This window comes from Amycolatopsis vastitatis (assembly GCF_002234595.1).
Taxonomy (GTDB): domain Bacteria; phylum Actinomycetota; class Actinomycetes; order Mycobacteriales; family Pseudonocardiaceae; genus Amycolatopsis; species Amycolatopsis vastitatis.
The window spans coordinates 44,703-64,173 of sequence record NZ_NMUL01000049.1 but is presented as its reverse complement, the minus strand read 5'-3'; the positions used below and the strand labels follow the sequence as shown (position 1 = coordinate 64,173).

Here is a 19,471-nt window from a genome sequence, read left to right as displayed (position 1 = left end):
GCCGGAACGGGCCACGCGGGTCCGGGCCACGGCCTACGCTCGGGGAATGCCAGGACAAGACCAGGTCGTGCGGTTCACGGGTGGCCCAAACGATCGCCCCCTCGCCTGGGCCACCGTCGGCGCGGGACCGCCGCTGGTCGTCGGCGGCTGGTGGTGCGGGCACCTCGAACTGGACTGGCAGAACCCGTTGTTCCGGCGGTTCGGCGGGCTGCTCGGCGACCGGTTCACCCTCGTCCGCTACGACCGGCCTGGCGTCGGCATGTCCGACGCCGCCGGGCCGCTGGTCACCTCGCTCGCCGAAGAAGTGGCCGCGTTGAGCGCCGTCGTCGACGCGGCCGGGGAGAAGGTGAGCCTGTTCGGCGGTTCGTCGGGCGGCTGCGCCGCGATGGCGTACGCGGCGGCCCACCCGGACCGCGTGGAGCGGCTCGTCCTCTACGGCAGCTACGCCCGCGGCGCCGAGATCGCCACGGCGGAAGCCCGCGATTCCCTGCTGGCGGTCGTCGGACGGCACTGGGGCGTGGGGTCCCGGGTGCTCGCCGACCTGTTCCTGCCGACCGCGACCCCGGCGGAACGCGACGAGTTCGTCCGGTTCCAGCGCGCAAGCCTCACCGCGGAGAAAGCGGCGCGCTCGCTCGCGGCGGTGTACGCGTTCGACGTCCGAGACCAGCTGGGCACGATCGAGGTGCCGACGCTCGTCCTGCACCGCCGCGACGACCGCGCGATCCCGTTCGCCCTGGGCCAGGACATCGCCGCCCGCATCCCAGGCGCCGGCTTCGTCCCGCTCGACGGCACCGACCACCTGCCCTGGCGCGGGGACGTGGAAGGACTCGTCCGCGCCGTGCGGGAGTTCCTCGGCGCCGGCCGGCCTGCCCGCCAGGCCGGCTCGCCGCGCCACGAGCTCTCCGAACGCGAACTCGATGTGCTGCGCCTGGTCGCGCAAGGGTTGAGCGACCAAGAGATCGCTCGCCGGCTCGGGATCAGCGCCCACACCGCGCACCGCCACGTCTCGAACATCCGCGGCAAGCTCGGCGTGTCGTCGCGAGCGGCGGCCGCCGCCCACGCCGCCACCGCCGGGCTGCTCTGACTCAGCGAGAGGTCACGACGCACGTCCGCCGCCGCAAACCAGAGCCGTCGGCGATCAACCTGCGCCGAACACACCCACGACCTGCGGAAACGGACATCAGGTCGAACACATCACCCGCAACAAAGACAGCAGGATCGGCCAACGCAACAGCTACGGCAACGCCCCTCGCAACATCCCCGGCTGATGTGCGGCAGCTGCGCACGCCGACGTGGGGACTGGTGCGGTGTCGAAGATGATGTCAGCCTCGACCGCCATCGCGCGGCTGCTGATCACCACGCGCGTCGCCATTCCCGCACGCTCTTTCAGGGCCTGCTCGCGGTCGATCGAGGCACGTGTCCGACATCCGGGAAGCGGCCGGGCAGCACTGCGGCGTGCCGCTGCCCGGAGCCGGACCGGGCGGCGACGACTCCGGTGACCGCGGCACCCACTGATCAAGGGGTCACACGGGACGGGCGTGTCCATCGGGCGAGCAGAACGATGGCGTCGTCCTGCAGGGTTACGTTTTGGTGGTGGAGGACGGCTTTTGTGAGCCGGCGGGCGGTTTCGGGCGGGGGGGGTGCCTGTGGCGGCTTCACGGCGCAGGAAGTCCTGCAGCCGCGGTTCACCGAAGAATTCGCCGGTGTGGTCGCGGGCTTCGATGATGCCGTCGGTGTACTTTGTCATCAGGGCGGGCCAGGTTGTTGCAGACCGCGTTGGTGGCGTGGACCCCTGCTCGATCTGCACACCAAGCCTCGTCATCGTCGCCCGCGATGTGCGGTGGTCTGACTCACGCGCGGCACCAGGTTCAGATGCGGCAACGGAACTGCGGTGTGGTCGAGGTCGGCGGTGCACCGGGGGCGTGGTCGAGGCCATTGCCCCTCGCCTGCGTCGTCATCAGTGACTTCTGCGCGGTCCAGAGCCTGCGGTTGCACGTCCGCCGTCACGTATTCTCCCCCGCCCTCCGTGCCCGCGGCTCAGTGCCTGCGGCGTGGACGCACTGATCTTGGCCGGCAACGTCGAGTGTCATGGTTCCCCGACCGGCCCGCAGCGCCTACCGAGCGGCTGGTGGTGCTCCCTGCTCTGGCAGCAGGAGCTTCACGTAGTCCTGTCCCGGCCGCTGCACCCGCAGTGTGGGAGTGTGGGGCCCGAGGGGCGAGCACTGTTCCTGAAGCCCGGGTACCAGGAATACATGACGGTGAACTGGCCTTATTGACGGTCACCTTAGGCCGTTGAGTCCGTCACGCATGATCGGGTAGACGACTTCTGGCTGGTTGAGGCCGTTCTGGAAGGAGTCGAAGATCTCTATCCACAGGTCGTTGCCGATGTTGCGGCCACTGCTGTCGGTGGCTCCGCTGAACAGGGCACGCAGCTGTTCGGACCGCATCCCTGTTCCGTGCAGTGCGCGGTCGACGACGAGGTCTTGGATCATGTGGGTGGTGGCGCCATGCTCGGGGGAGATGTCGAGCACGGACAGGTCGAGGAAACGGTTTCCCTGCAACACGACGTCGTTGTAGAACGCATCGGGGGAGAAGCTGGTTCCACGCGGCAGAACGACCACAGGGGCACCGGCTCGGCGTGACAACACCATGGCGGCTTGACCGTAACGGGACGCGGCGTCCCGGGGCGCCATGAGGCCGAGCAGGTGCTCTTCCAGCCAGATGTCGGCCAGCGCGTTCGCGATGGCGTCCGGGTCACGCACCGCACCCCACACTCCCGGCAGCGCCTGGCGGAGTTGGTCGTTGGTGCCGATCCCAGGGTTGGCCCCGAGTTCGCCTTGCAGTTGGTCGAACAGGACTTGGGCGCTGGGGGAGCCATTTGCGGCGGCGGCGCGCAGGCGGGGCAGGATCGCTTGACGCAGCCGGTCCGCGCCGCGTGCCTCGAAGCCGCCGCCGATCGCGCCCAACGTGGTGCCCGCCGCCGCGCCGACGACGAACCCACGTTCCATCGCCGTCATGATGCCGTTCATGTCCTGTCCCTGGATGGCGGCGTTCAGGCCGGCCTGCAGCGCGCCGATGACCGAGCCGGTGGCACCGCCGGAGATCGCCCGGGTCAGGGCTCGGCGGATGACCAACGACATCAGGCTGGAGTTGGCGGGCCCGAGCGCGGCCCGGACGGCCTGGCTGGCGTAGCTGGCCACCACCCGCTCGGCCTGTGCGCCGGCGAAGGCCAGGACGCCGTCGACGAAGCCGCGGCGCATCCCTTCCCAGCCTTGCTCGGCGACCTGGCTGAAGTCGAAGTTGTCGGCGGCGTGCTCACTGCCGCGGATGAGGTCGACCAACGCGGCGCTGGCCTGGGCACCCAGCGTGCCCAACGCCTGCCCGGTCCCCTCGATGCCGGCCCCCAACGCGCCCATCCCCACAGCGGTACCGCCGTAGGTGAACGCGGTGAGTGCCGTGCTTCCCGCGCTCAGTCCCAAGGTGCCGGTGCCGAACGTGGTCAACGCACCGGCCACGACCGGCGCGGCAACCACCACAGCCAGCGCCACCGCGGTCGCGAACGACACGTCCCGAACGATCGTGGACACCCTGAGGATGCCCTCGGCGGAGTGGCTGAACCCCGACAGGTACCGCTGGTACTCGTCGCGGTACTGACTGGTCAGCTGCGCGGCTTCCTCGAACGTGGCACGCGCGTCCACGCTGGCCTGGCCGGTGTCGTTGATCCCAGCCGTGGTGACATGTCCGGAGATGGCCGCGTCGAACCCACTGGCCGCCCGGTCCCACATCGGATACGCCCGGGCCCAGCGCGTCGGGTCGGTCTTGTGCTCGGAGTTGAACCAGTCGATGACGCTGCCGGTGACACCGAGGTTGGTGTACCAGTTCTGCTCGTCCCGTTGGGTCGACTGGGCGCCTTCCCGCTCGAAGTCCACGAGCCGCCGGTAGTTGCGGTTGCGGGTCTGCAGGTCAGCGCCCACGTCGGCGACGGACCGTCCGTCGACCTCCACGTTCGACGAATTCATCCGAGCCTCTTCCGGCCGGCACACCAACGCCTCCGGCGACGGCGCCGGACTGGACAACGGTGCCGGACCGGACGGTGCCGGACTGGACAGCAGCGGGTCCCGTTGGACGACCAGTCGCCCGAACGCGCCGTTGCCGCCGACACCCGCCAGCCATGGCGCACCCACCTGCTGTCGCGGAGCAGGCGCCTCACCGGAACCTTGCTCCGGCTCAGGACCCAGCTGCCGGGCATACCGCACGTCTCATCTGTAGCACCGGCGAGCGCCGGTCGTCCAGCCCATCAGGGCAGCGCTTGGTGCCTGTCGCACGCTCAACCGCCGCCGCGTGTCGATCGACGACGTCAGTAGTCCGTCAGGGTGATCGCGCCGGCCTTCTGGAACTGCTTGGCGGCGATCGCGCGCATCGACCAGCGGGTCATCATGGTCATCGAGATGTTGCGCATCCAGATCATCAGCGCACTGTTCGGCGCGAAACTCCTTATGCCACCGGGTGGTGGGTCCGGCACTGCTTCACGTAGCCGCGCATCTCGTCCTGCTAGCTTGTGCTCTGTCCAGATAGGTTCGCCGGGTGGTCAGGCGGCTGGGGTGAGGTGTTGCCCGCCCCAGCGGATGCCCTTCTCGCTGCGGACTCGTGCACGTTCACGACCTTGCGCGGCGAGCACATCGGGGTGCCGGGCGTTGGCGTTGCGCCATCGCAGATAGTCGTGCAGCCGGCGAGCCAGCACCGGGTGGTTGGGATGGTCGGAGCCGGCGATGACGAAGGTGCGTAGCGGCCCGAAGTGCGCCTCGATCGGGTTGGCCCAGGAGGAGTAGGTCGGGGTGAAACACAGCTCGACCTTGTTGCGGGCCGCCCAGGCGCGGATCGCCTGGCCGCGGTGGGCGGACAGGTTGTCCAGGATGACGTATATCGGTGCCCCGTCTGGGCGCGCGGCACGGATGGACTTGAGCGCGGCCAGGGTGTTGCCGGCGGACTTCCTGGTGCGGACCACGCCCCAGAGGGTGTCGTCGCCGACGGAGTAGCAGCCATGGAACTGCCGGACCCCGTGCAGCTTGTGATAGTTCGCCGGCAGCCGGTCCGGATGTCCTCTTCGAGCCCAGCCGGCACCCAGGTGCGGCCGGACGGTCAGTGGCCCGAACTCATCGAAGGCGAACACCCGGTCCGGGAACCTGCTGGTGACGTGCTCAATCCGGGCCAGCTTCGCGTCTCGGTCCGGGTCGTTGGACTCCTTCCAGGTCTTGGTCCGCTGGAAGCAGATCTCGTGGTGGCGCGGGAACTGCCGCAGCCGTTCCCGCCCGACCTGCACCACCCGCTGCGGATTCTTGGTCAGGTAAGCGGCGAGTTTGCGCAGGCTCCAGCGGGTGAAGGGCTGCTCGAGTGCTTCGGGTCGCGTGGTGGCCGTCGCGACGATAAAGGCTTCATCTTCAGGGCTGATCAGGCGGGGACGGCCACCCGCCCACTGAGGGTCCAGGCTGGCCATGCCTGTCTCGTTGAACCGGTGAATCACACCCCGGATCGCGTCCTCGTCGCCCTGGACCAGCCGCGGCGCGTCCCACCTCGGGCTCGCGTACGTCGTGGTGAAGCTGATCTCGCCTCAGGAGTCGGGGCGAGGCTGCCGGGGTGGCGCCGGGTACCAGCCGTTGCACCTCGTGCCAGCGATCCGTTGCACGTACTCGTAGCTCCAACGCCGTTCTGCTGGCCCGGTATCGGGGCCGGCAAAGCGTTCCTTCGTCACCGCCCGCAGTCGCCGGACGAAGTCGTACTGCTCGGTAGAAAGAACCCCTTCTCCGTGGAGCTTGTCCGCCTCCCGTTCCATCTGGTCGTCCGTTTCCGGGTCGAGCCCGTATTCGTCCGCGAGGCCGATCACCTGCCTGACGCAGGCTTCCGAGGCGGGGCTCGCCGGTTCCACCGGTAGCACGAGCGGTTCCGCCGAGACGGGCGGCAGGAGGAACAGCAGGACGGAGATTTCGAGCAACACCGCCAGCGCGGGGAACGTCAACACGGCGCGTCCTGCGATTGTTGCCGCCTGCCGCACCCGCCGAGCTGGCTGTGACCGATTTGCCCGCAACGCTGTCCGGTGCAGCCACGCGAGCAACCGATTGCCGCGGACCTTCACTTGTATGTTCTTCCAATGCTCGCAAGCCTCGATCGCGATCGGGACGAAGGCGAGTGGAACGCCGAGGTTCCAGCCGAGGTCGAAGACCTCCGCCCCGAAACTGATCATCAAGAAGAAGTCGGCACGGGTGAGGGTCCGCAGCCATCGTGCGTGCCGACCCCAGCCGGGGTCGCCTGTGGCAACGTGCTGGGCGGCCGCGTACCGCCACCACGCGTGGATGAGGGGGAGGAGAAAAGCAGCCAAGGCGGTGTAGAGCGCGTAGTCCTCATTGAGGTCGATTGGTTGCAAGAGTTCTAAATCTTGCAAATTGTCATACTCCCGCCCGAACAGTGTGATGAGAGGATCGGAGAAGTAAGTTACCCATATTAACAAGTAGGCCAACATTACCAGCGATGCGCGCAGCCGCCAGTATCGACCCAACGTCCGAGCGCGGTGCACAATCCACGCAACCGGGTAAAGAGTCGCCAGCATCAATATCGTATCAAGAACATTGAATCCTGAGTATCCTAATCCTACGTACCCCAGAGCCTTGCTGGCAACAAAAACCAAGGCTGGAACGAGCAGAGGCGGAAGGTAACGTACCGCTATCACGCCGAACACGAACAGAAAAGGAAGCGCTGGCAGAAAGCCGAAAGTGATGAGTAGTTCTCTCATCAGAATGAACCCTACGAATGATGCAACACCCCCGACAACTCTCCACCGTGATCGCCCAGGCTGCTTATCCCCCATGCCCCTCCATCCCTCAGCGGCGTCGCACGGACAGGATGACCGCCCCGGACAGCTGCGGCAAGGGAGTGTCGGGAGCCATGATCGGTCCGACTGCCTGCTCAGCAAGATCCCAACCGGGATGCGTCTCGCAGTGATGGGAGCAGCAACGCAACGATCGCGCAGCCGCGCTACATGGGCGGGTAACAACGCGATCGCAGAGCGGCGTTGCTCACTACGACCGACTCAAGTTCGCGATGAGCCGAGCCGGTCAACCCGCAGTCGAGGGGTCGGCCGTCAGCCGCGTGGCGGGCGGGGCCTCGGTGTTGTCGTCCGGCGTGTCACTTGACGGGCAGCTGGACACGGGTGTGGTCGAGATCGGCGAGCAGGTCGCCGAGCTGGTCGACGCGGTCAAGGACATCCTTGGCGGTGAATACCAGGCGGCTGGCGTGCCGACATGCAGCGACCTCGTCCCAGGTGACCGGAGTGGACACGGTCGGGTGGTCGCGGCCGCGCAGAGAGTAGACAGCGATGGTGGTCTTCGCGGGGGTTGTTCTTCACGTCCAACCGGCCCAGTGCCCGCAACCCAGGCCCGGCCAGCGGGCGAGCACCGACAGGCTGCGCGGCATCACCTTCGGCGCCCCCGTAACCCGGTCGCGTATTGCCCGGTGAGGTCCCCTTCGAGAAAGGCATTCACACCGTGAAGCGAAGACTGATCACCTGCGTCGTCGCGTTTATCCTGCCCCTCACGACCGTCGTCGGCGCCCCGGCTCAAGCCGCACCGGCCACACGCGGCACCGCGCACCCGAACGTCGATGTCATCACCATCATCCAGGCGGCCAAGGCTGCCTACGACGCGTACAAGAGCTTCGCCTCGGGCGGCGGTTCCCTGAACACCGCCGTCAGCCGCATCCTCACCGCCATCCAGCAGGCGCAGGAGGCGATCATCAGCCACATCGACGCGATCGCCACCACCGACGCCCGCGCCTGCGCGCAGGACGCCGTCGTGGATTTCCCCAACTTCGACCGGTTGACGCCGGACAACCAGCAGGCGTTCGCGGTGGCCGCGACCAAATGCTCGAACCTGATCGACAGCCTGATGGGCACGGTCGTCGACAAGCACGCCAAGGACCAGCTCGGCTACTCGGCCAACGCGGTCGGGCCGATCGCACTAATCACCCGCAGCCGCAGCGGCCTGGACAACCATAGCTTCGTGCCGGTGCTGCGGGACACGAACCAGCAGATCAGCACGAGCCTCGTGCCGGCGTGCAGCTTCATCTTCGACCCTGACTTCCAAGGGAAGGTGTGGGCCTGCGCCTCCTACGACGGCGGTTTCGACGAGGAACTGGACCGGACGCGCGCGCAGACGTTCGCCGCAGCGGCCACGAGCTGGCCGATGGCCAACCAGACGTTGGCCCAGCTGGCCGGCCTGTGACGGAAGCTCCCCCGTCGACCTCCTCGGCGGGGGTCAGCAGGCCCGTCGGCGTCCGCGTCATCGGGAACCTGCTGTAGAGCGGGCCCGGCTCAACCGCGCCCACCTCTCCCCCGGCACATCCAGGTTTGTGCGCAGCCACAGCCAGGCCGCCTGCTCATCTGCGAAGCGGAACTAGCCGGGGTAGTTGTGCGGCCACTGCCCGCGGCGGGAACTCGGTGCTGATCTGCGCGCCCTGCAACAGCCCCGCTATCGCCAAGCGGTACTCCGGCTTCAGGGAGCCGTCGTGTCGGCCGGGACCGTGGGATCTTCACCGCGCCGGGGATGTGGGTAAAGACTTCGAGCCGAGCGGCGGGATTCGGAGTTCCGTTGTCGTGGAACAGCTCGGGTGTCAGTACACCGGGCCAGCGGCCGTTTCCGCTTGCTGGGGTCACCCGTGAGTGGGTCTACAACGGCGGAGGCCGCCCGGTCTGGTACACCGGCGAAGCCCAGCACCGGAGCCTGACGCCTGAGCAGCGGAACTGGGCTGTGAGGTTCGAGGGCTACACCAGCGACTGGCTGCACGAGCGGGAATGGCGGGTCCCCGTCCGGCCCGGTTCACCGGGCTGCGGATCACCGCCGACGTCGTCAAGGCCGTCCTCATCGGAGAGCCGACGTGGGCGCCGTGGCGGCAGGTGCTCGAGCCGAACGGCTACCTAATGGCATGGACGGCACTCCCGGCCCCGACGGTGTCGGCCCGGCGATGGCGCCGCAGTGGCGGCTGCCTGCGCTGTGGGAGCGGATCCCTGCGTTCTGGTGGGATCCGGTTCGTCCTCGTACACGCTCCAGCTCAGAGCTGAATGCGCGCGATGCCCGTTGGCTACCTCGAGGAGACCGCACGGAACTGCTGCGTGATGTCCACGCCGAGCCGGAGGCCGGCGGTGATTCTGATGAGGCGCCCGTTGACGTGGGCGGAGTGCCGGCCGGCCGTTTCGAGCTCGCTGACCGGGACCTCGCGGGCTTGGCGCAGTGCGTAGGTGGCGCTGTCGAAGGTGATCAGCACGGCGATGTCGAAGTCGAAGGACCGGAACACCGAGAACACCGCACCCGCCCCTGTGTCGGGCGCGACGGTGCGGGCCTTCACTTGAACCCGGCGGCCGTCGGCGGTGAGCAGGTCGTGGGACTTGACCGAGTTCGGTTCCAGCGTGCCGTTGTAGACCTTGGCCGCGAGGTACTCGGCGTAGTCGCCCAGGGGCGCGTTTCGGGTCCGCACGACGCCGCGGTCGCGCAGCTCGGCCAGGATCGCGGCGTACCGGCCCAACAGGGCCGGAACGGACACTGCGCTGAGGTCATCGTGCGCTTCGTCCACTCGCCCACCTTTCGCCGAAGCTTCCAACGGCGGGTCTCCGAGGCTCGTGTGTCCGACTCGGGCCCCGGAGCCCTACCCACCACCCCAGGCGTGGATGCCCGGGACGAGGAACATCCTGCACAACCGCGATGACGTCGCGGATCCCGGGGTAATGACCCGTCGAGAGGGCGTCTGGGGTTTGGACGGCACGTTCGACGGGCCGAGAATCGAGCCGGCCGCGAACGGGGAAGCCGGGCTGGGTAGCTTGCCGGGATGTCCCAGCGGCTCTCGTACTGACGTCTGCCTCCGGAGGGCGACGCGCCGTCGCGGTGGTACTAACTCCCTGACCTGCGCAGACGCGAGGTTCGAGGCCTGCGGGTATCGACGTTTGGGAACGCATTGGGAACCGGCGCGGCAACGCGCGTGCACTCTGCGACTTCCTGAAGCTTATCGTGACGTTAAGTAACGACTCGCATGAGGACCTTTGCGGTTGCAGTGCAAGCGTGCCCCTCTAACCCTGCGAGGCTGTGCACCTAACGCAACGCTTCCAAGTCTGCGCTCGGCTGTTCGGCACATGTTCAAACCTGACTTGGCTCAAATTAGTGCGCACCGCGGTCGTGGATGCGGGTGAGGGCATCGCGGAGGTCGTCGGGTAGCGGGTCGACGGCGGTGAGGGTACTCGCCGGCCTGGATGTTGATGGTGCGGTAGCGGCGGGTGGTGCGCACGAACTTCTTGATCGACCAGCCGGTGGTCTGCTCGATCCACCTGCTGACGGCCAGGGCGGCGAACACGACCGTCAGGTGCGCGTCGATCGACTCGCGCTTGTGGTGGTAGATCGGCCGCGCACGTAGGTCGTGTTTAGACATTCGGAACGACTTCTCGATGTGGAACAGTCGGTGGTAGGCGTCGATCACGAACTCGGCGGTGACGTCCGGGAGGTTGGTGACGTAGCCTTTGAGGCCGGCAAGGGCGCGTGCCTTGGCTTCCAGGGTCCGGTTGACACTCTTGGTGGCGCCGGTGAGCTGGATGAACCGGTTGCGTTTGACCGCGGTCTTGCCGGCGACGGCCTGCTCGGCCTTGGCGACCTGTTCGTCGATGCCGTGCAGGGTGCGCCGAGCCCGGTCCGCCCGGTACTGGTAGTAGATGATCTGGTCGCGGCGCTGGTCCTTGGGGCCGGCAGGCCAGAGCTGGGTGAAGATGTGCCCGTCGGGGATCTGCTCATCCGGGTGCTCGTGGCGCCACGCCTGGACCACGTACGGCACGTCGGGTATCCGCGCGCCGAGGATGAACGACAACCCCGCGGCCTCGATGGCCTGCTGGTTGGCCGCAGAGATCATGCCAGCGTCGGCCACGACCGTGACATCAGCCAGCTGGTGGGCATCCATGAACGCACGGATGGTCGGCAGCATCGTAGTGGTCTCGCCCCGGTTGCCCTCGAACGCGTTAACCATCAACGGAAACCCGCTTGCGTCGGTGAGCAGCCCGATCGTGATCTGCGGCTCCAGGCGGCGTTCTTTGGAGAACCCGGGCTCACGGAACCCGTCCCCGGCATCGGTCTCGAAGTACAAGGTGGACACATCGTAGAGAACCAGTGACGCCGGCCCCAGATCAGCGGTGCGGGCGCACGCCGCGGCCAACTTCTGCCGCCAGGACTCTTTCGCGAACGCGGGCAGACGCCGCTTGAGGGTCGCGTACGCCGGCGGGTCGAAACCTGCCTCCTCGACCACCCGCAGACTGTCCAGCTTGCTGGTCGGCTCGACGATCCGTGCCAGCACCAGTAATCGGAACACCTCGTCACCACCAGCGGGCTCCTCGAACCCCAACAGCTGGTAGGCGTGGCCGAGCGCGTCCCACAGGTACCCCATCCGCGACGACGTGATCGCAAGCGGCCCACCACCAGCACCACTGCCGGCCTGCAACGCCGCGAAGTCCGGGCCAAAGTCGAGCTCGGGCTGCCCCACAGCCAGACGCTGCCTCGCCACCGCCTTGAGGGCCTCCAACGCCGCATCGTCATGCGCCGAGCCGATGTGCTCGATGTCCCGCGACCCGCGACGCGAGGAGTGCACGATCTGCACCGCCCTGGCTCCCGACGCCGTCTTCACCGTGCGCACATACGCCACGAGAGACAGCCTAGAACCGGCCGCTTAGTGCGCAGATTTTCGCCGTTCACACGACGAAACCGCAGCTCAACAGCCAGCACCCTACCCAAGATCAGGGATCTTGAGCCAAAGTCAGGTAAGGTGACGGAATGGTCATGCGGGTGGCGGTTCCCGTGCTGCCGTGCCGAGATGTGCAGGCAGCGCGGTCGTACTTCACGGACGTGCTCGGATTCGACACCATATTCACCTGGGAGACCCCACCTAGCTACGCGGCCGTGATCCGCGACACCGCCGAGTTCCACCTGTACGCCGAAAGCAGCGTCGGCCCGGCCAGGGTGACGGTTGTCGTCGACGACGTCGATTCCTGCCACGACGAGCTGCGCGCCCGCGGCGCCGACATCGTCGAGCCACTGGCTGACCGGCCCTACGGGATGCGCGACTTCAACGTACGGACACCCGATGGGCACTTGTTGATCTTTAGCCAGCCGCTTACCGAGTACGGGTGACCATCAGCGGACCAGCCGGAAGAATGACCGGACCTCGTCGACGAACAACGCCGGCTGCTCGAACGCCGCGAAGTGGCCGCCCTTGCCGGGCTCGTTCCAGTACCGGATGTTCGGGAACCGGCGCTCCGCCCACCGCCGAGACGGGCGCTGCAGCTCCTTGGGGAAGACCGAACAGCCGGTGGGTACGGTCACCGGCGCGCCGGCCGACCCGGAGATCCATTCATTGACTGCCGGAGGCTTTCCCAGTACAGCCGGGCGGATGAGGCACCGGTGCCGGGCAGCCAGTAGAGCATCAGGTTGTCGAGCAGCTCATCCCGGGTAATAACCCGATGCAGGTCGCCACCGGAGTCGGTCCACGACCAGAACTTCTCGACGATCCAGGCGCAGAGGGCGGCCGGCGAGTCGACCAGCCCGTAGCCGACCGTCTGCGGCCGGGTCGGCTGCTGCGCCGAGTATCCGGAGCCCCATTCGTCCGCCTCCCGCAGTGTCGCGAGCGCCGCCCGCTCGGCACCGGTGAGGTCGTCCAACGTGGCCGGATCGGGCGGTGCGAGCTGGTGCCCCAGTCGCTGCCCTGGGCGCCGAACCGCCGGTAGCCGAGCCGGGCCATCAGCTCGCACCACGCGTCGGATATCCGCTCGATCCCCCACCCCGGCGCGGCCGGCTTGTCGCTGAAGCCGTAACCGGGAAGCGATGGGCAGACCCCTAGAACCGGCCGCTTAGTGCGCAGATTTTCGCCGTTCACACGACGAAACCGCAGCTCAACAGCCAGCACCCTACCCAAGATCAGCGATCTTGAGCCAAGTCAGGTAACGCAACGCTTCCAAGTCTGCGCTCGACTGTTCGGCACATGTTCAAACAGGCAACCAGGGCACTGGACCCTGCGGGTCGCGGCTACACACTTCGTCAGCTTCGCCCCTCATGACCCGCACGCTGCTCGCCTGGAAGCGCATGCGACCGCCGTCGGCAAAACCAACAGCTCCAAACCATGCACAGAAGTCCAGTTTTGTATTCGTACGTCCATTCCGGGCCCTGGCGGAGCCTGTGGGGTTCCATAAGTCTGTCACCGGCGCTGACCAGCAGTTCTACGCCGCCCGTTCATACTCGTTGATCAGACCTCCGAGTACCTGCTGTCGCTTGATCCGGTGTGAGTTGAGGTTCGCCACGGGGTGGGTCGGCCGGGGTGGGCGAAGCTCGCGGGAACGGTGCGGCCGTCGACCGTTGTAATGCCGCACGTACTCGGCGAGCACCGCACGCAAATGCCGCTCGCCCAGGATCAACATACGGTCGGTGAGTTCGGTTCTCGCTGGGAGCACGAACCGTTCGGCGTAGCAGTTCGCCCGTGGGCAACGCGGAGGAATCCTCACCGTCTCGATGCCCACGTCGGCCAGGACGGCATCGAAGGAGGCCGTGAACTGGCCGGCCCGGTCGCGGATGAGAAATCCGAACTCGATCACCGAGATCCATCACGAGGTTGCGGATCTGCTGGGTGGTTTGCCCGCCGAGCCTGCCATTGCCACAGGCCAGAATACATGAGCCGACTTCTGGAACCCCACAGGCAGTTCGAGCGGTTCCGGGAGTGGCTGAGCGCGGGCAAGGTAGCCCACGTGTGGGTGGTGGAGCAGTCGCGTCTCGAGCGCCGCGAAGTCGAGTGTTTCCGTGCGGTCAGGCACCACCGAGCAACCCCTGTTCTTCCCGGGCCGGTCGCGACCGGCCCGGGAAGACAACGCGCTATGCGAGGAATTCCTCAATGATCTTGAGGAGCTCGGTCGGCTTCTCGATCGCCGCCGCATGGCCGGAGTCGATTTCGACATATTCACTGCCCGGTATCGCGGCGTGGAACTCCCGGGCGTACCGCACTGGAACCAACTGATCGCGCTTCATTCCGATGACGAGCGTCGGCGACGTTATCTTCCGCACGTGCTCACTGATGTCCACCCGGCTCACGAGCTCACACAGTGCGACCATTCCTTCGGACGGCATCAGGCCGGCCCGCAGACGAAGTCGGTCACCCGCGCTCATCGAATCCACATGCGCGTCCGAGAGCACGTGCAGGAGCGTGTACTCGGCAAAGGCGTTCGCATCCACCTCTGCCAGCCGCAGCCAGGTCCGCACCAGCAACCGCTGCCACGGGTGGCGGTAGTGCACGAATCCGCCCATGAGCACCAGCCGGCGGAAAAGCTCCGGCCGCCGGCCGGCCGCGGCGGCCACGACGACGGCACCGGTGGAAATACCGTAGATGTCCACCGGACCCGTCGCGGCCGACTCGACCACGCCCACTACCTGATCGGCCAGCATGTCGATGTCGACCTCACCGTCGGGCAGCGGAGTGAGGCTGCTGCCCGAGTATCCCGGCACGATCGCGGTGCGGTGCCGGGTGAAGTGCTCGAGCAGGCCCGCGAAGCTTGTCTCCGGGTGCCCGGTGCCGCCGTGCACGAGGACGAGCGCCGGCCCCGGGCCCTCGCCCTCCACGTAGTACCCCACGGGGGTGCCGGCGACATCGACGCTCCGCTTCGTCGCGCTCAACATGGGTTCTGATCCCGTTCTCTCGAAGGTGTCACGTCGCGGCGCCGGCCACCTGGTCGGCCTCAGCGCCGCGCCCGCCGGGCCGCCGGGACAGCCACCAGGTGAGCAATGCCGCGAGCGCGGCGAACCCCGCGGCGATGGACAACAGCAGGAGCGTCGATCCAGATCCGGCGAGGACGACCGCGCCGAAGGTGCTGGACAGGAACTGACCGAGGTATGCGGTGGACGTGTTGAGCGAGGTCACAAGCGGTGCACCGCCCGGCGGCGCGTAGTCGATGATCCGGTGCGCCTGCGGCCCGATGATCGAGTACGACACCACGCCGCTGAGCGCCACCGCGACCGCTGCGAGCGCGAACACGCCACGTGCCGGAATCATGAGCACACAGACCACGGCAAGGCCCAGAGTGGCGGCAATGACCACGCGCCTCGGGTCGAACCGGTCGGCCAGCGAACCGGCCGTCAGGTTGCCCACCGTGGCGGTCACGCCGAACACCAGCAGCAGCAGCGCGAGCCGGCCCTCGTCACCACCGGTGGCCGGCGCGAAGACCGCGCTCATGTAGGTGAACGGCAGGAACACGGCGATGAACGCCAGCAGCGTGACGACCAGGATCCGCAGCACCCGCCCGTCGGTCAGCGGCGTGATGCGCTGCCGCAGCGTCGCGGCTTGGTCGAGCTTGATGGACGGCAGCAGGATCGCGATCACGGCCGCGATGACCGCGCCGAGCCCGGCGACGAACCAGATCGCCGCCTGCCAGCCCCAGGCGCCACCGACGAGGGTGCCCAGCGGAGCACCCAGCACCAGCGCCATGGTCGCCCCGGCGGTCACCATGGCGATGGCGCTGCCGCGCCTCTTGTCGCCGGCGAGGTAGGCGGCCGTGGCCACGGCGCTCGCGGCGAACAGTGCCGCGCCGGCGCCCGCCAGCCCTCGGGACGCGAGCACCAGCGCGAAATTGCCCGCCGACGCGGTCACGGCATTGCCGAGCGCGAGCAGCGCGATTCCGGTCACGAGCACGGTGCGCCTCGGCCACTTGCCGGTCAATGCGGCCAGCACCGGGCCGAGCAGCGCGTACGTAATGGAGAAAACGCTGACCATCTGACCGGCGGCGCCGGTGCTGATATTCAGCGTGGTGTGGATTTCAGGCAGGAGACCGACGATGACGAATCCGTCGGTGCCCACTACGAAAGTGCCGAGCGCCAAAACCGCGGCGCGGGCGCGCCAGTGGCGCCCGCCCGGCGGTTCCTCGTTTTCAGCCATCTCTGTGCGACCCCCGGGCCAATCGACGACTTTTCGGTGACAGGGCGAGTAACCGCGTGTGTCTCACCTCGTGGGAACAGGCGCCTGGCCGAATGTCGAAGGGCCGGCAATTGACGACCATCCGGCCGACAGGTGAACAGCGGCCCGGGCACCCAAGGTGATCACGCAGCTCACCGAAACACCGTACCACGCATAGCCGGACCGGTCTTTCCCATCACAACCTCCACGCAAACCGAAAAGATCGTGCAATTCGCCGGGAATCCCGGCTCAGCCGCGTGCCGCCGCTACGGCGCTGATCAGCCAGTTCCTCGGCACGCCGCGGGTCTCGCGCGGGGCGACGGCGTACGGCCAGCGGCCCTCGCCGGCGCCGGTTTCACCCGGCTGCCTGAGATCCCGCACCGTCCAGCCGTGGTCGGCGAGGAACTCCGCCGGCTGATCGGTGCCGAACTGCCATGGCGTGCCGTCCTCCCGCAGGCGCCGCAGGAAGGACTGCGTCATCGGGTGCCGCAGCAGGGTCGCGCTGGTCATGTCGACGACGAGCCAACTGTCGGCCGGGCCGGCGCCGACCACGGTGTCCAGCAGCCGCCCGACCTGCTCCTCGGTCAGGAAGAAGACCAGGCCCTCGGCCACCCACAGGGTGCGCCGCGACGAGTCGAACCCGGCCGACTTCAACGCGCCCAGCCAGTCCCCGGCCAGATCCACACCGACCGGCACGGCCGGCACCCTCGGCACGGCTCCCAGCTTGGCCAGCCGGGCCTGCTTCTCGGCGAGCAGCGCGCCGTGGTCGATCTCGTACACGGTGGCGGCGTCGGGCCAGTCCATCCGGTACGTGCGGGCGTCCATCCCGTTGGCCAGCAACACGATCTGCCGGATGTCGGTCCCGGCGAGCGTCCGGGTGATCGCGTCGTCCATGTAGCGGGTGCGCACGGCGATGAAGTCGGCCACGGCGGCGCCCTCGTACCGGTCCAACAGCTCGAAGCCGCGCGGCTCGGCCAGGTGACGGGCGTAGTCGTCGCGGAACATGGCGTTCGCGCGTTCGCTCTCCAGCGCACGGGCGGCCGCGGTCCACTGGGCGGTGTAGGAGATGTCGTCCATGGCGAAATGGGTTCCTTTGCTCGCGTCGATCCCGGTCAGCCGGCCAGGAAGCGCTTCTCGATCGCGTCCAGCGTGCGGACGTCGTTGATGTCCAGGTTGTCGAGGTCGATCTCCACGCCCGCCGTCTCCTCGATCAGGAACACGAACTCGACGAACGAAAGAGAATCCACCAACCGGTTCTCGATCAGGTCCTCGTCGGCGGCCACGTCGGTTCGGTCCTCGTGCTTGCCGAGGATCCATTCCTTGATGACGTCGATGGGCGCCGTGGTCTGCTGGGTCACCTTCCCGCCTTCCTCACTGTGCGATGCTCGCCGCGACGGCCACCGCGTAGGCGCCGTCGTGGGCGAGGCTGACTGATATCTCCGGGCTCAGGCCGGCGGCCCCGGCCAACGCCGCGGCCGCGCCGTCGAGGTGGACGACCGGCCACCGGCCGGCTCCGCCGTCCACCCGCATGGACTGCCACGGCACCGGGCGGTCCCGCTGGTGGAACAGCTTGAAGACGGCCTCCTTGACCGCCAGGAACCCGGCGACCGCGCTCGGGTCGAGGCGTCCCTGCCTGGTGCAGGCCGAAATCTCCGCCGGATTGAGCATGCGGGACAGCACCGGCCCGCACTCCGGCCGCGCCAACTCCTCGGCGCGCGAGATCAGGACGAGGTCCACCCCGACCCTGGGCACGCCGGACGAGCCGGTGGTCACGCCAACGCCCGCTCGACCTCGACGCGGGCCGCCTCGGCCGATCCGTACCGGCCGAGCAGCACGCTCACCCACCGCTCGAGCCCGAAGGCGACGCAGCCGGTGAACGCCGTGCCGCCGTCCGGTTCGACGCCGATCCGGCACCGCTCGCCGAAGAAGTTCCGATGGGTGTTGACCGAGGCGATGGCGAGTCCGTCCACCTGGAACTCGTACTTCACCGGCTGCATCCGCTGCAGCAGGGCGCGTGCGCCGTCTCGCTCGAAGAACGGGTCGGACGCGGCTTCGACGACGAAGTCGAACGACAGCCTGCGGAGCAACTCCTCGATCCGTCCCCGGTACCGGGCGATCACGTCCTGGGTGTGCCGGAACGAGCCGAGTGCGACGATCTCTCGCATCTGGAAGCTGAGCAGCCGGCGCAGCCTGTCGAAGTACTCCTCGCGGCGGAAGCACCGGTTGACCAACGTCACCAGCGTGTCCGCCGGCACCGTCGTGTCCTGGAAGTACTGGTACGCGCCGAAGCAAGTCGCGGTGGGCAGGCCAAGGTGCGGACTGACGAGCTGGTCCGGTGCGAACTGTCCGTCCACTGGGCCGGTGCTCGGCATCTCGAGGCCGCCGACCGCCAGCGCCAGCTGCGGAAAGTTCACGTACACGTCGAAGTTGGCCAGTGCGGCCACCGGGTAGACCGGCGGCGCGGAGATCTCACCGGCGCCGGCGTCGATCGCCCACCCCGCGAAGGTGTTGTCCAGCAGCCGAAGCAGCGCGGTCTCCTGCGGGCCGAGGATGGCGAGGCCGCCTTCGACCCGGCTGCTGCCCACGTCGGTCATCGGGCCTCCTCGATGAGGCCGTGCTTGACCAGGAACGACTGCGTCTTGCGGAACACCTGCGCCTCGAACTCCGGCCGGCGCCGGCGCGGACCCTCCAGCAGCCGCCGGCGGATCTCCAGCGGCTTCGCGATGCCGGCGTCCCGGTAGACCTGCGGATTGAACAGCGACTCGAAGCTGTAGCTCATGTACCGCTTGAGGTAATCGCTGACCTGCGCAAGCTCCTCGGGCGTCGCCTCGGCGCGGAAGCCCTCGAACAGGATGCGGACCAGCTCCCGGCCGAACGCGATGTGCCGGGACTCGTCCTGGTGGTGGATCCGGTTGATCTTCCGAATGGTGTCGTCCAGCCGCTCGTCCGCAGCCATCTTGGCGTTGAAGTGGTCCACCAGCTCCTCGAAGATGAGGATGCGCGCGAACACGAGCAGGCTCGCCGCGTTGCTCGGCGGAATGGTCTCGGCGCCGCCCCGCGGCTGCTTGTAGATCTTGCCGCCGTACCGGAGGCAGAACTGCGCGAAGAACCACATGTGCTCGTTCTCCTCACCGATGAAGTGGTGGAAGAACTCCGACGGCGTCGCGAAGTCGTCGGTGTGGATGCGCCGCGTGACCTCGATCAGCAGTTCGCGGATGCCGTGCACGTTGAGGCTGTAGAAGTTGACGCTCTCGAACTTGGACAGCTGCTGGAGCTGCTCCTGGGTGAGCTCGTCGGCGACGTCCGTGCCGTAGGTCGTGGTCAGCTCCGGGCTCATCCACCACATACTCTCGGGCAGCGAGTCCGGCCACTCGAACATCTGGTACGGGTTGTAGTAGTCCTCGATCGACATGGAGCTCAGCCGGTCCAGGATCTCCCGGAGCCGCTGGCTGTTGTCGATCAGTGCGCTGGTCAT

General features: G+C 67.7%; 17 protein-coding genes and 2 pseudogenes. 3 read left to right on the top strand and 16 right to left on the bottom strand.

Annotated features, from left to right (window positions below; genetic code table 11):
* The first annotated feature begins 46 nt into the window (after positions 1-46).
* Positions 47-1,084, top strand: coding sequence for an alpha/beta fold hydrolase (locus CF165_RS39470; protein ID WP_093952699.1), 1,038 nt, complete (start codon positions 47-49; stop codon positions 1,082-1,084).
* A 1,195-nt stretch (positions 1,085-2,279) separates the two neighbouring features.
* Here the strand turns inward: CF165_RS39470 and CF165_RS39460 are convergent.
* From CF165_RS39460 to ligD, 4 genes and pseudogenes are all read right to left on the bottom strand, one after another.
* Positions 2,280-3,929 carry a hypothetical protein gene (locus CF165_RS39460; RefSeq protein WP_143268774.1) on the bottom strand — a complete coding sequence of 550 codons (1,650 nt, stop codon included), beginning with the start codon at positions 3,927-3,929 and terminating at the stop codon, positions 2,280-2,282.
* Between the two features lie 659 nt (positions 3,930-4,588).
* Positions 4,589-5,554 carry an IS630 family transposase gene (locus tag CF165_RS39455; protein ID WP_276209759.1) on the bottom strand — a complete coding sequence of 322 codons (966 nt, stop codon included), beginning with the start codon at positions 5,552-5,554 and terminating at the stop codon, positions 4,589-4,591.
* 54 nt (positions 5,555-5,608) lie between these two features.
* On the bottom strand, positions 5,609-6,784 hold the full coding sequence (locus CF165_RS39450) for a hypothetical protein (RefSeq protein WP_143268773.1): 1,176 nt from the start codon (positions 6,782-6,784) through the stop codon (positions 5,609-5,611).
* Between the two features lie 392 nt (positions 6,785-7,176).
* A pseudogene (ligD, locus tag CF165_RS39445) lies at positions 7,177-7,377 on the bottom strand (non-homologous end-joining DNA ligase LigD); the annotation flags it as partial.
* 119 nt (positions 7,378-7,496) lie between these two features.
* Between ligD and CF165_RS39440 the strand changes: the two are divergent.
* Positions 7,497-8,270 (top strand): hypothetical protein, encoded by a 774-nt coding sequence (locus tag CF165_RS39440; protein WP_240521993.1) that lies wholly within the window; start codon positions 7,497-7,499, stop codon positions 8,268-8,270.
* A gap of 856 nt (positions 8,271-9,126) precedes the next feature.
* Here the strand turns inward: CF165_RS39440 and CF165_RS39435 are convergent.
* Both CF165_RS39435 and CF165_RS39430 read right to left on the bottom strand, forming a co-directional pair.
* Entirely contained in the window at positions 9,127-9,615 is a 489-nt protein-coding gene (locus tag CF165_RS39435) for a DUF6998 domain-containing protein (protein WP_093952694.1), read from the bottom strand.
* 578 nt (positions 9,616-10,193) lie between these two features.
* Positions 10,194-11,715: pseudogene (locus CF165_RS39430) on the bottom strand (IS1634 family transposase).
* 128 nt (positions 11,716-11,843) lie between these two features.
* Here CF165_RS39430 and CF165_RS39425 point away from each other — a divergent pair.
* Entirely contained in the window at positions 11,844-12,200 is a 357-nt protein-coding gene (locus CF165_RS39425) for a VOC family protein (protein WP_053731577.1), read from the top strand.
* 3 nt (positions 12,201-12,203) lie between these two features.
* Here the strand turns inward: CF165_RS39425 and CF165_RS52950 are convergent, their stop codons facing one another.
* From CF165_RS52950 to CF165_RS39380, 10 genes are all read right to left on the bottom strand, one after another.
* Complete coding sequence (locus tag CF165_RS52950) at positions 12,204-12,392, bottom strand: alpha/beta fold hydrolase (protein ID WP_207709950.1); 189 nt, start codon at positions 12,390-12,392, stop codon at positions 12,204-12,206.
* Positions 12,389-12,727: a hypothetical protein gene (locus CF165_RS52945; protein ID WP_240521992.1), complete on the bottom strand. Its 339-nt coding sequence runs from the start codon at positions 12,725-12,727 to the stop codon at positions 12,389-12,391. Before CF165_RS52945 ends, CF165_RS52950 begins: the two co-directional genes overlap by 4 nt.
* Before the next feature lie 555 nt (positions 12,728-13,282).
* Entirely contained in the window at positions 13,283-13,654 is a 372-nt protein-coding gene (locus CF165_RS39415) for an integrase core domain-containing protein (RefSeq protein ID WP_240521991.1), read from the bottom strand.
* A gap of 274 nt (positions 13,655-13,928) precedes the next feature.
* Positions 13,929-14,726 (bottom strand): alpha/beta fold hydrolase, encoded by a 798-nt coding sequence (locus tag CF165_RS39410; protein WP_093952693.1) that lies wholly within the window; start codon positions 14,724-14,726, stop codon positions 13,929-13,931.
* 28 nt (positions 14,727-14,754) lie between these two features.
* Entirely contained in the window at positions 14,755-15,978 is a 1,224-nt protein-coding gene (locus CF165_RS39405) for an MFS transporter (protein ID WP_093952692.1), read from the bottom strand.
* 267 nt (positions 15,979-16,245) lie between these two features.
* Complete coding sequence (locus CF165_RS39400; protein ID WP_093952691.1) at positions 16,246-17,073, bottom strand: class I SAM-dependent methyltransferase; 828 nt, start codon at positions 17,071-17,073, stop codon at positions 16,246-16,248.
* Positions 17,074-17,108: 35 nt separating this feature from the next.
* On the bottom strand, positions 17,109-17,354 hold the full coding sequence (locus CF165_RS39395) for a phosphopantetheine-binding protein (RefSeq protein ID WP_093952690.1): 246 nt from the start codon (positions 17,352-17,354) through the stop codon (positions 17,109-17,111).
* 13 nt (positions 17,355-17,367) lie between these two features.
* Positions 17,368-17,769, bottom strand: coding sequence for a 4'-phosphopantetheinyl transferase superfamily protein (locus tag CF165_RS39390; protein ID WP_205661094.1), 402 nt, complete (start codon positions 17,767-17,769; stop codon positions 17,368-17,370).
* Positions 17,766-18,590, bottom strand: coding sequence for a class-II aminoacyl-tRNA synthetase family protein (locus tag CF165_RS39385; RefSeq protein WP_093952689.1), 825 nt, complete (start codon positions 18,588-18,590; stop codon positions 17,766-17,768). Before CF165_RS39385 ends, CF165_RS39390 begins: the two co-directional genes overlap by 4 nt.
* The gene (locus CF165_RS39380) at positions 18,587-19,471 is read right to left on the bottom strand and encodes a diiron oxygenase (protein WP_093952688.1); all 885 of its coding nucleotides are present in this window, start codon (positions 19,469-19,471) and stop codon (positions 18,587-18,589) included. The genes CF165_RS39385 and CF165_RS39380 overlap by 4 nt, the downstream gene beginning before the upstream one ends.

Coding starts and splice junctions, on each gene's coding strand:
- CF165_RS39410 (WP_093952693.1), bottom strand. CDS start 14,726: ATGTTGAGCGCGACGAAGCGGAGCGTCGATGTCGCCGGCACCCCCGTG.
- CF165_RS39425 (WP_053731577.1), top strand. CDS start 11,844: ATGGTCATGCGGGTGGCGGTTCCCGTGCTGCCGTGCCGAGATGTGCAG.
- CF165_RS39405 (WP_093952692.1), bottom strand. CDS start 15,978: ATGGCTGAAAACGAGGAACCGCCGGGCGGGCGCCACTGGCGCGCCCGC.
- CF165_RS39470 (WP_093952699.1), top strand. CDS start 47: ATGCCAGGACAAGACCAGGTCGTGCGGTTCACGGGTGGCCCAAACGAT.
- CF165_RS39450 (WP_143268773.1), bottom strand. CDS start 6,784: ATGAGAGAACTACTCATCACTTTCGGCTTTCTGCCAGCGCTTCCTTTT.
- CF165_RS39385 (WP_093952689.1), bottom strand. CDS start 18,590: ATGACCGACGTGGGCAGCAGCCGGGTCGAAGGCGGCCTCGCCATCCTC.
- CF165_RS39400 (WP_093952691.1), bottom strand. CDS start 17,073: ATGGACGACATCTCCTACACCGCCCAGTGGACCGCGGCCGCCCGTGCG.
- CF165_RS39380 (WP_093952688.1), bottom strand. CDS start 19,471: ATGACCAGCGCACTGATCGACAACAGCCAGCGGCTCCGGGAGATCCTG.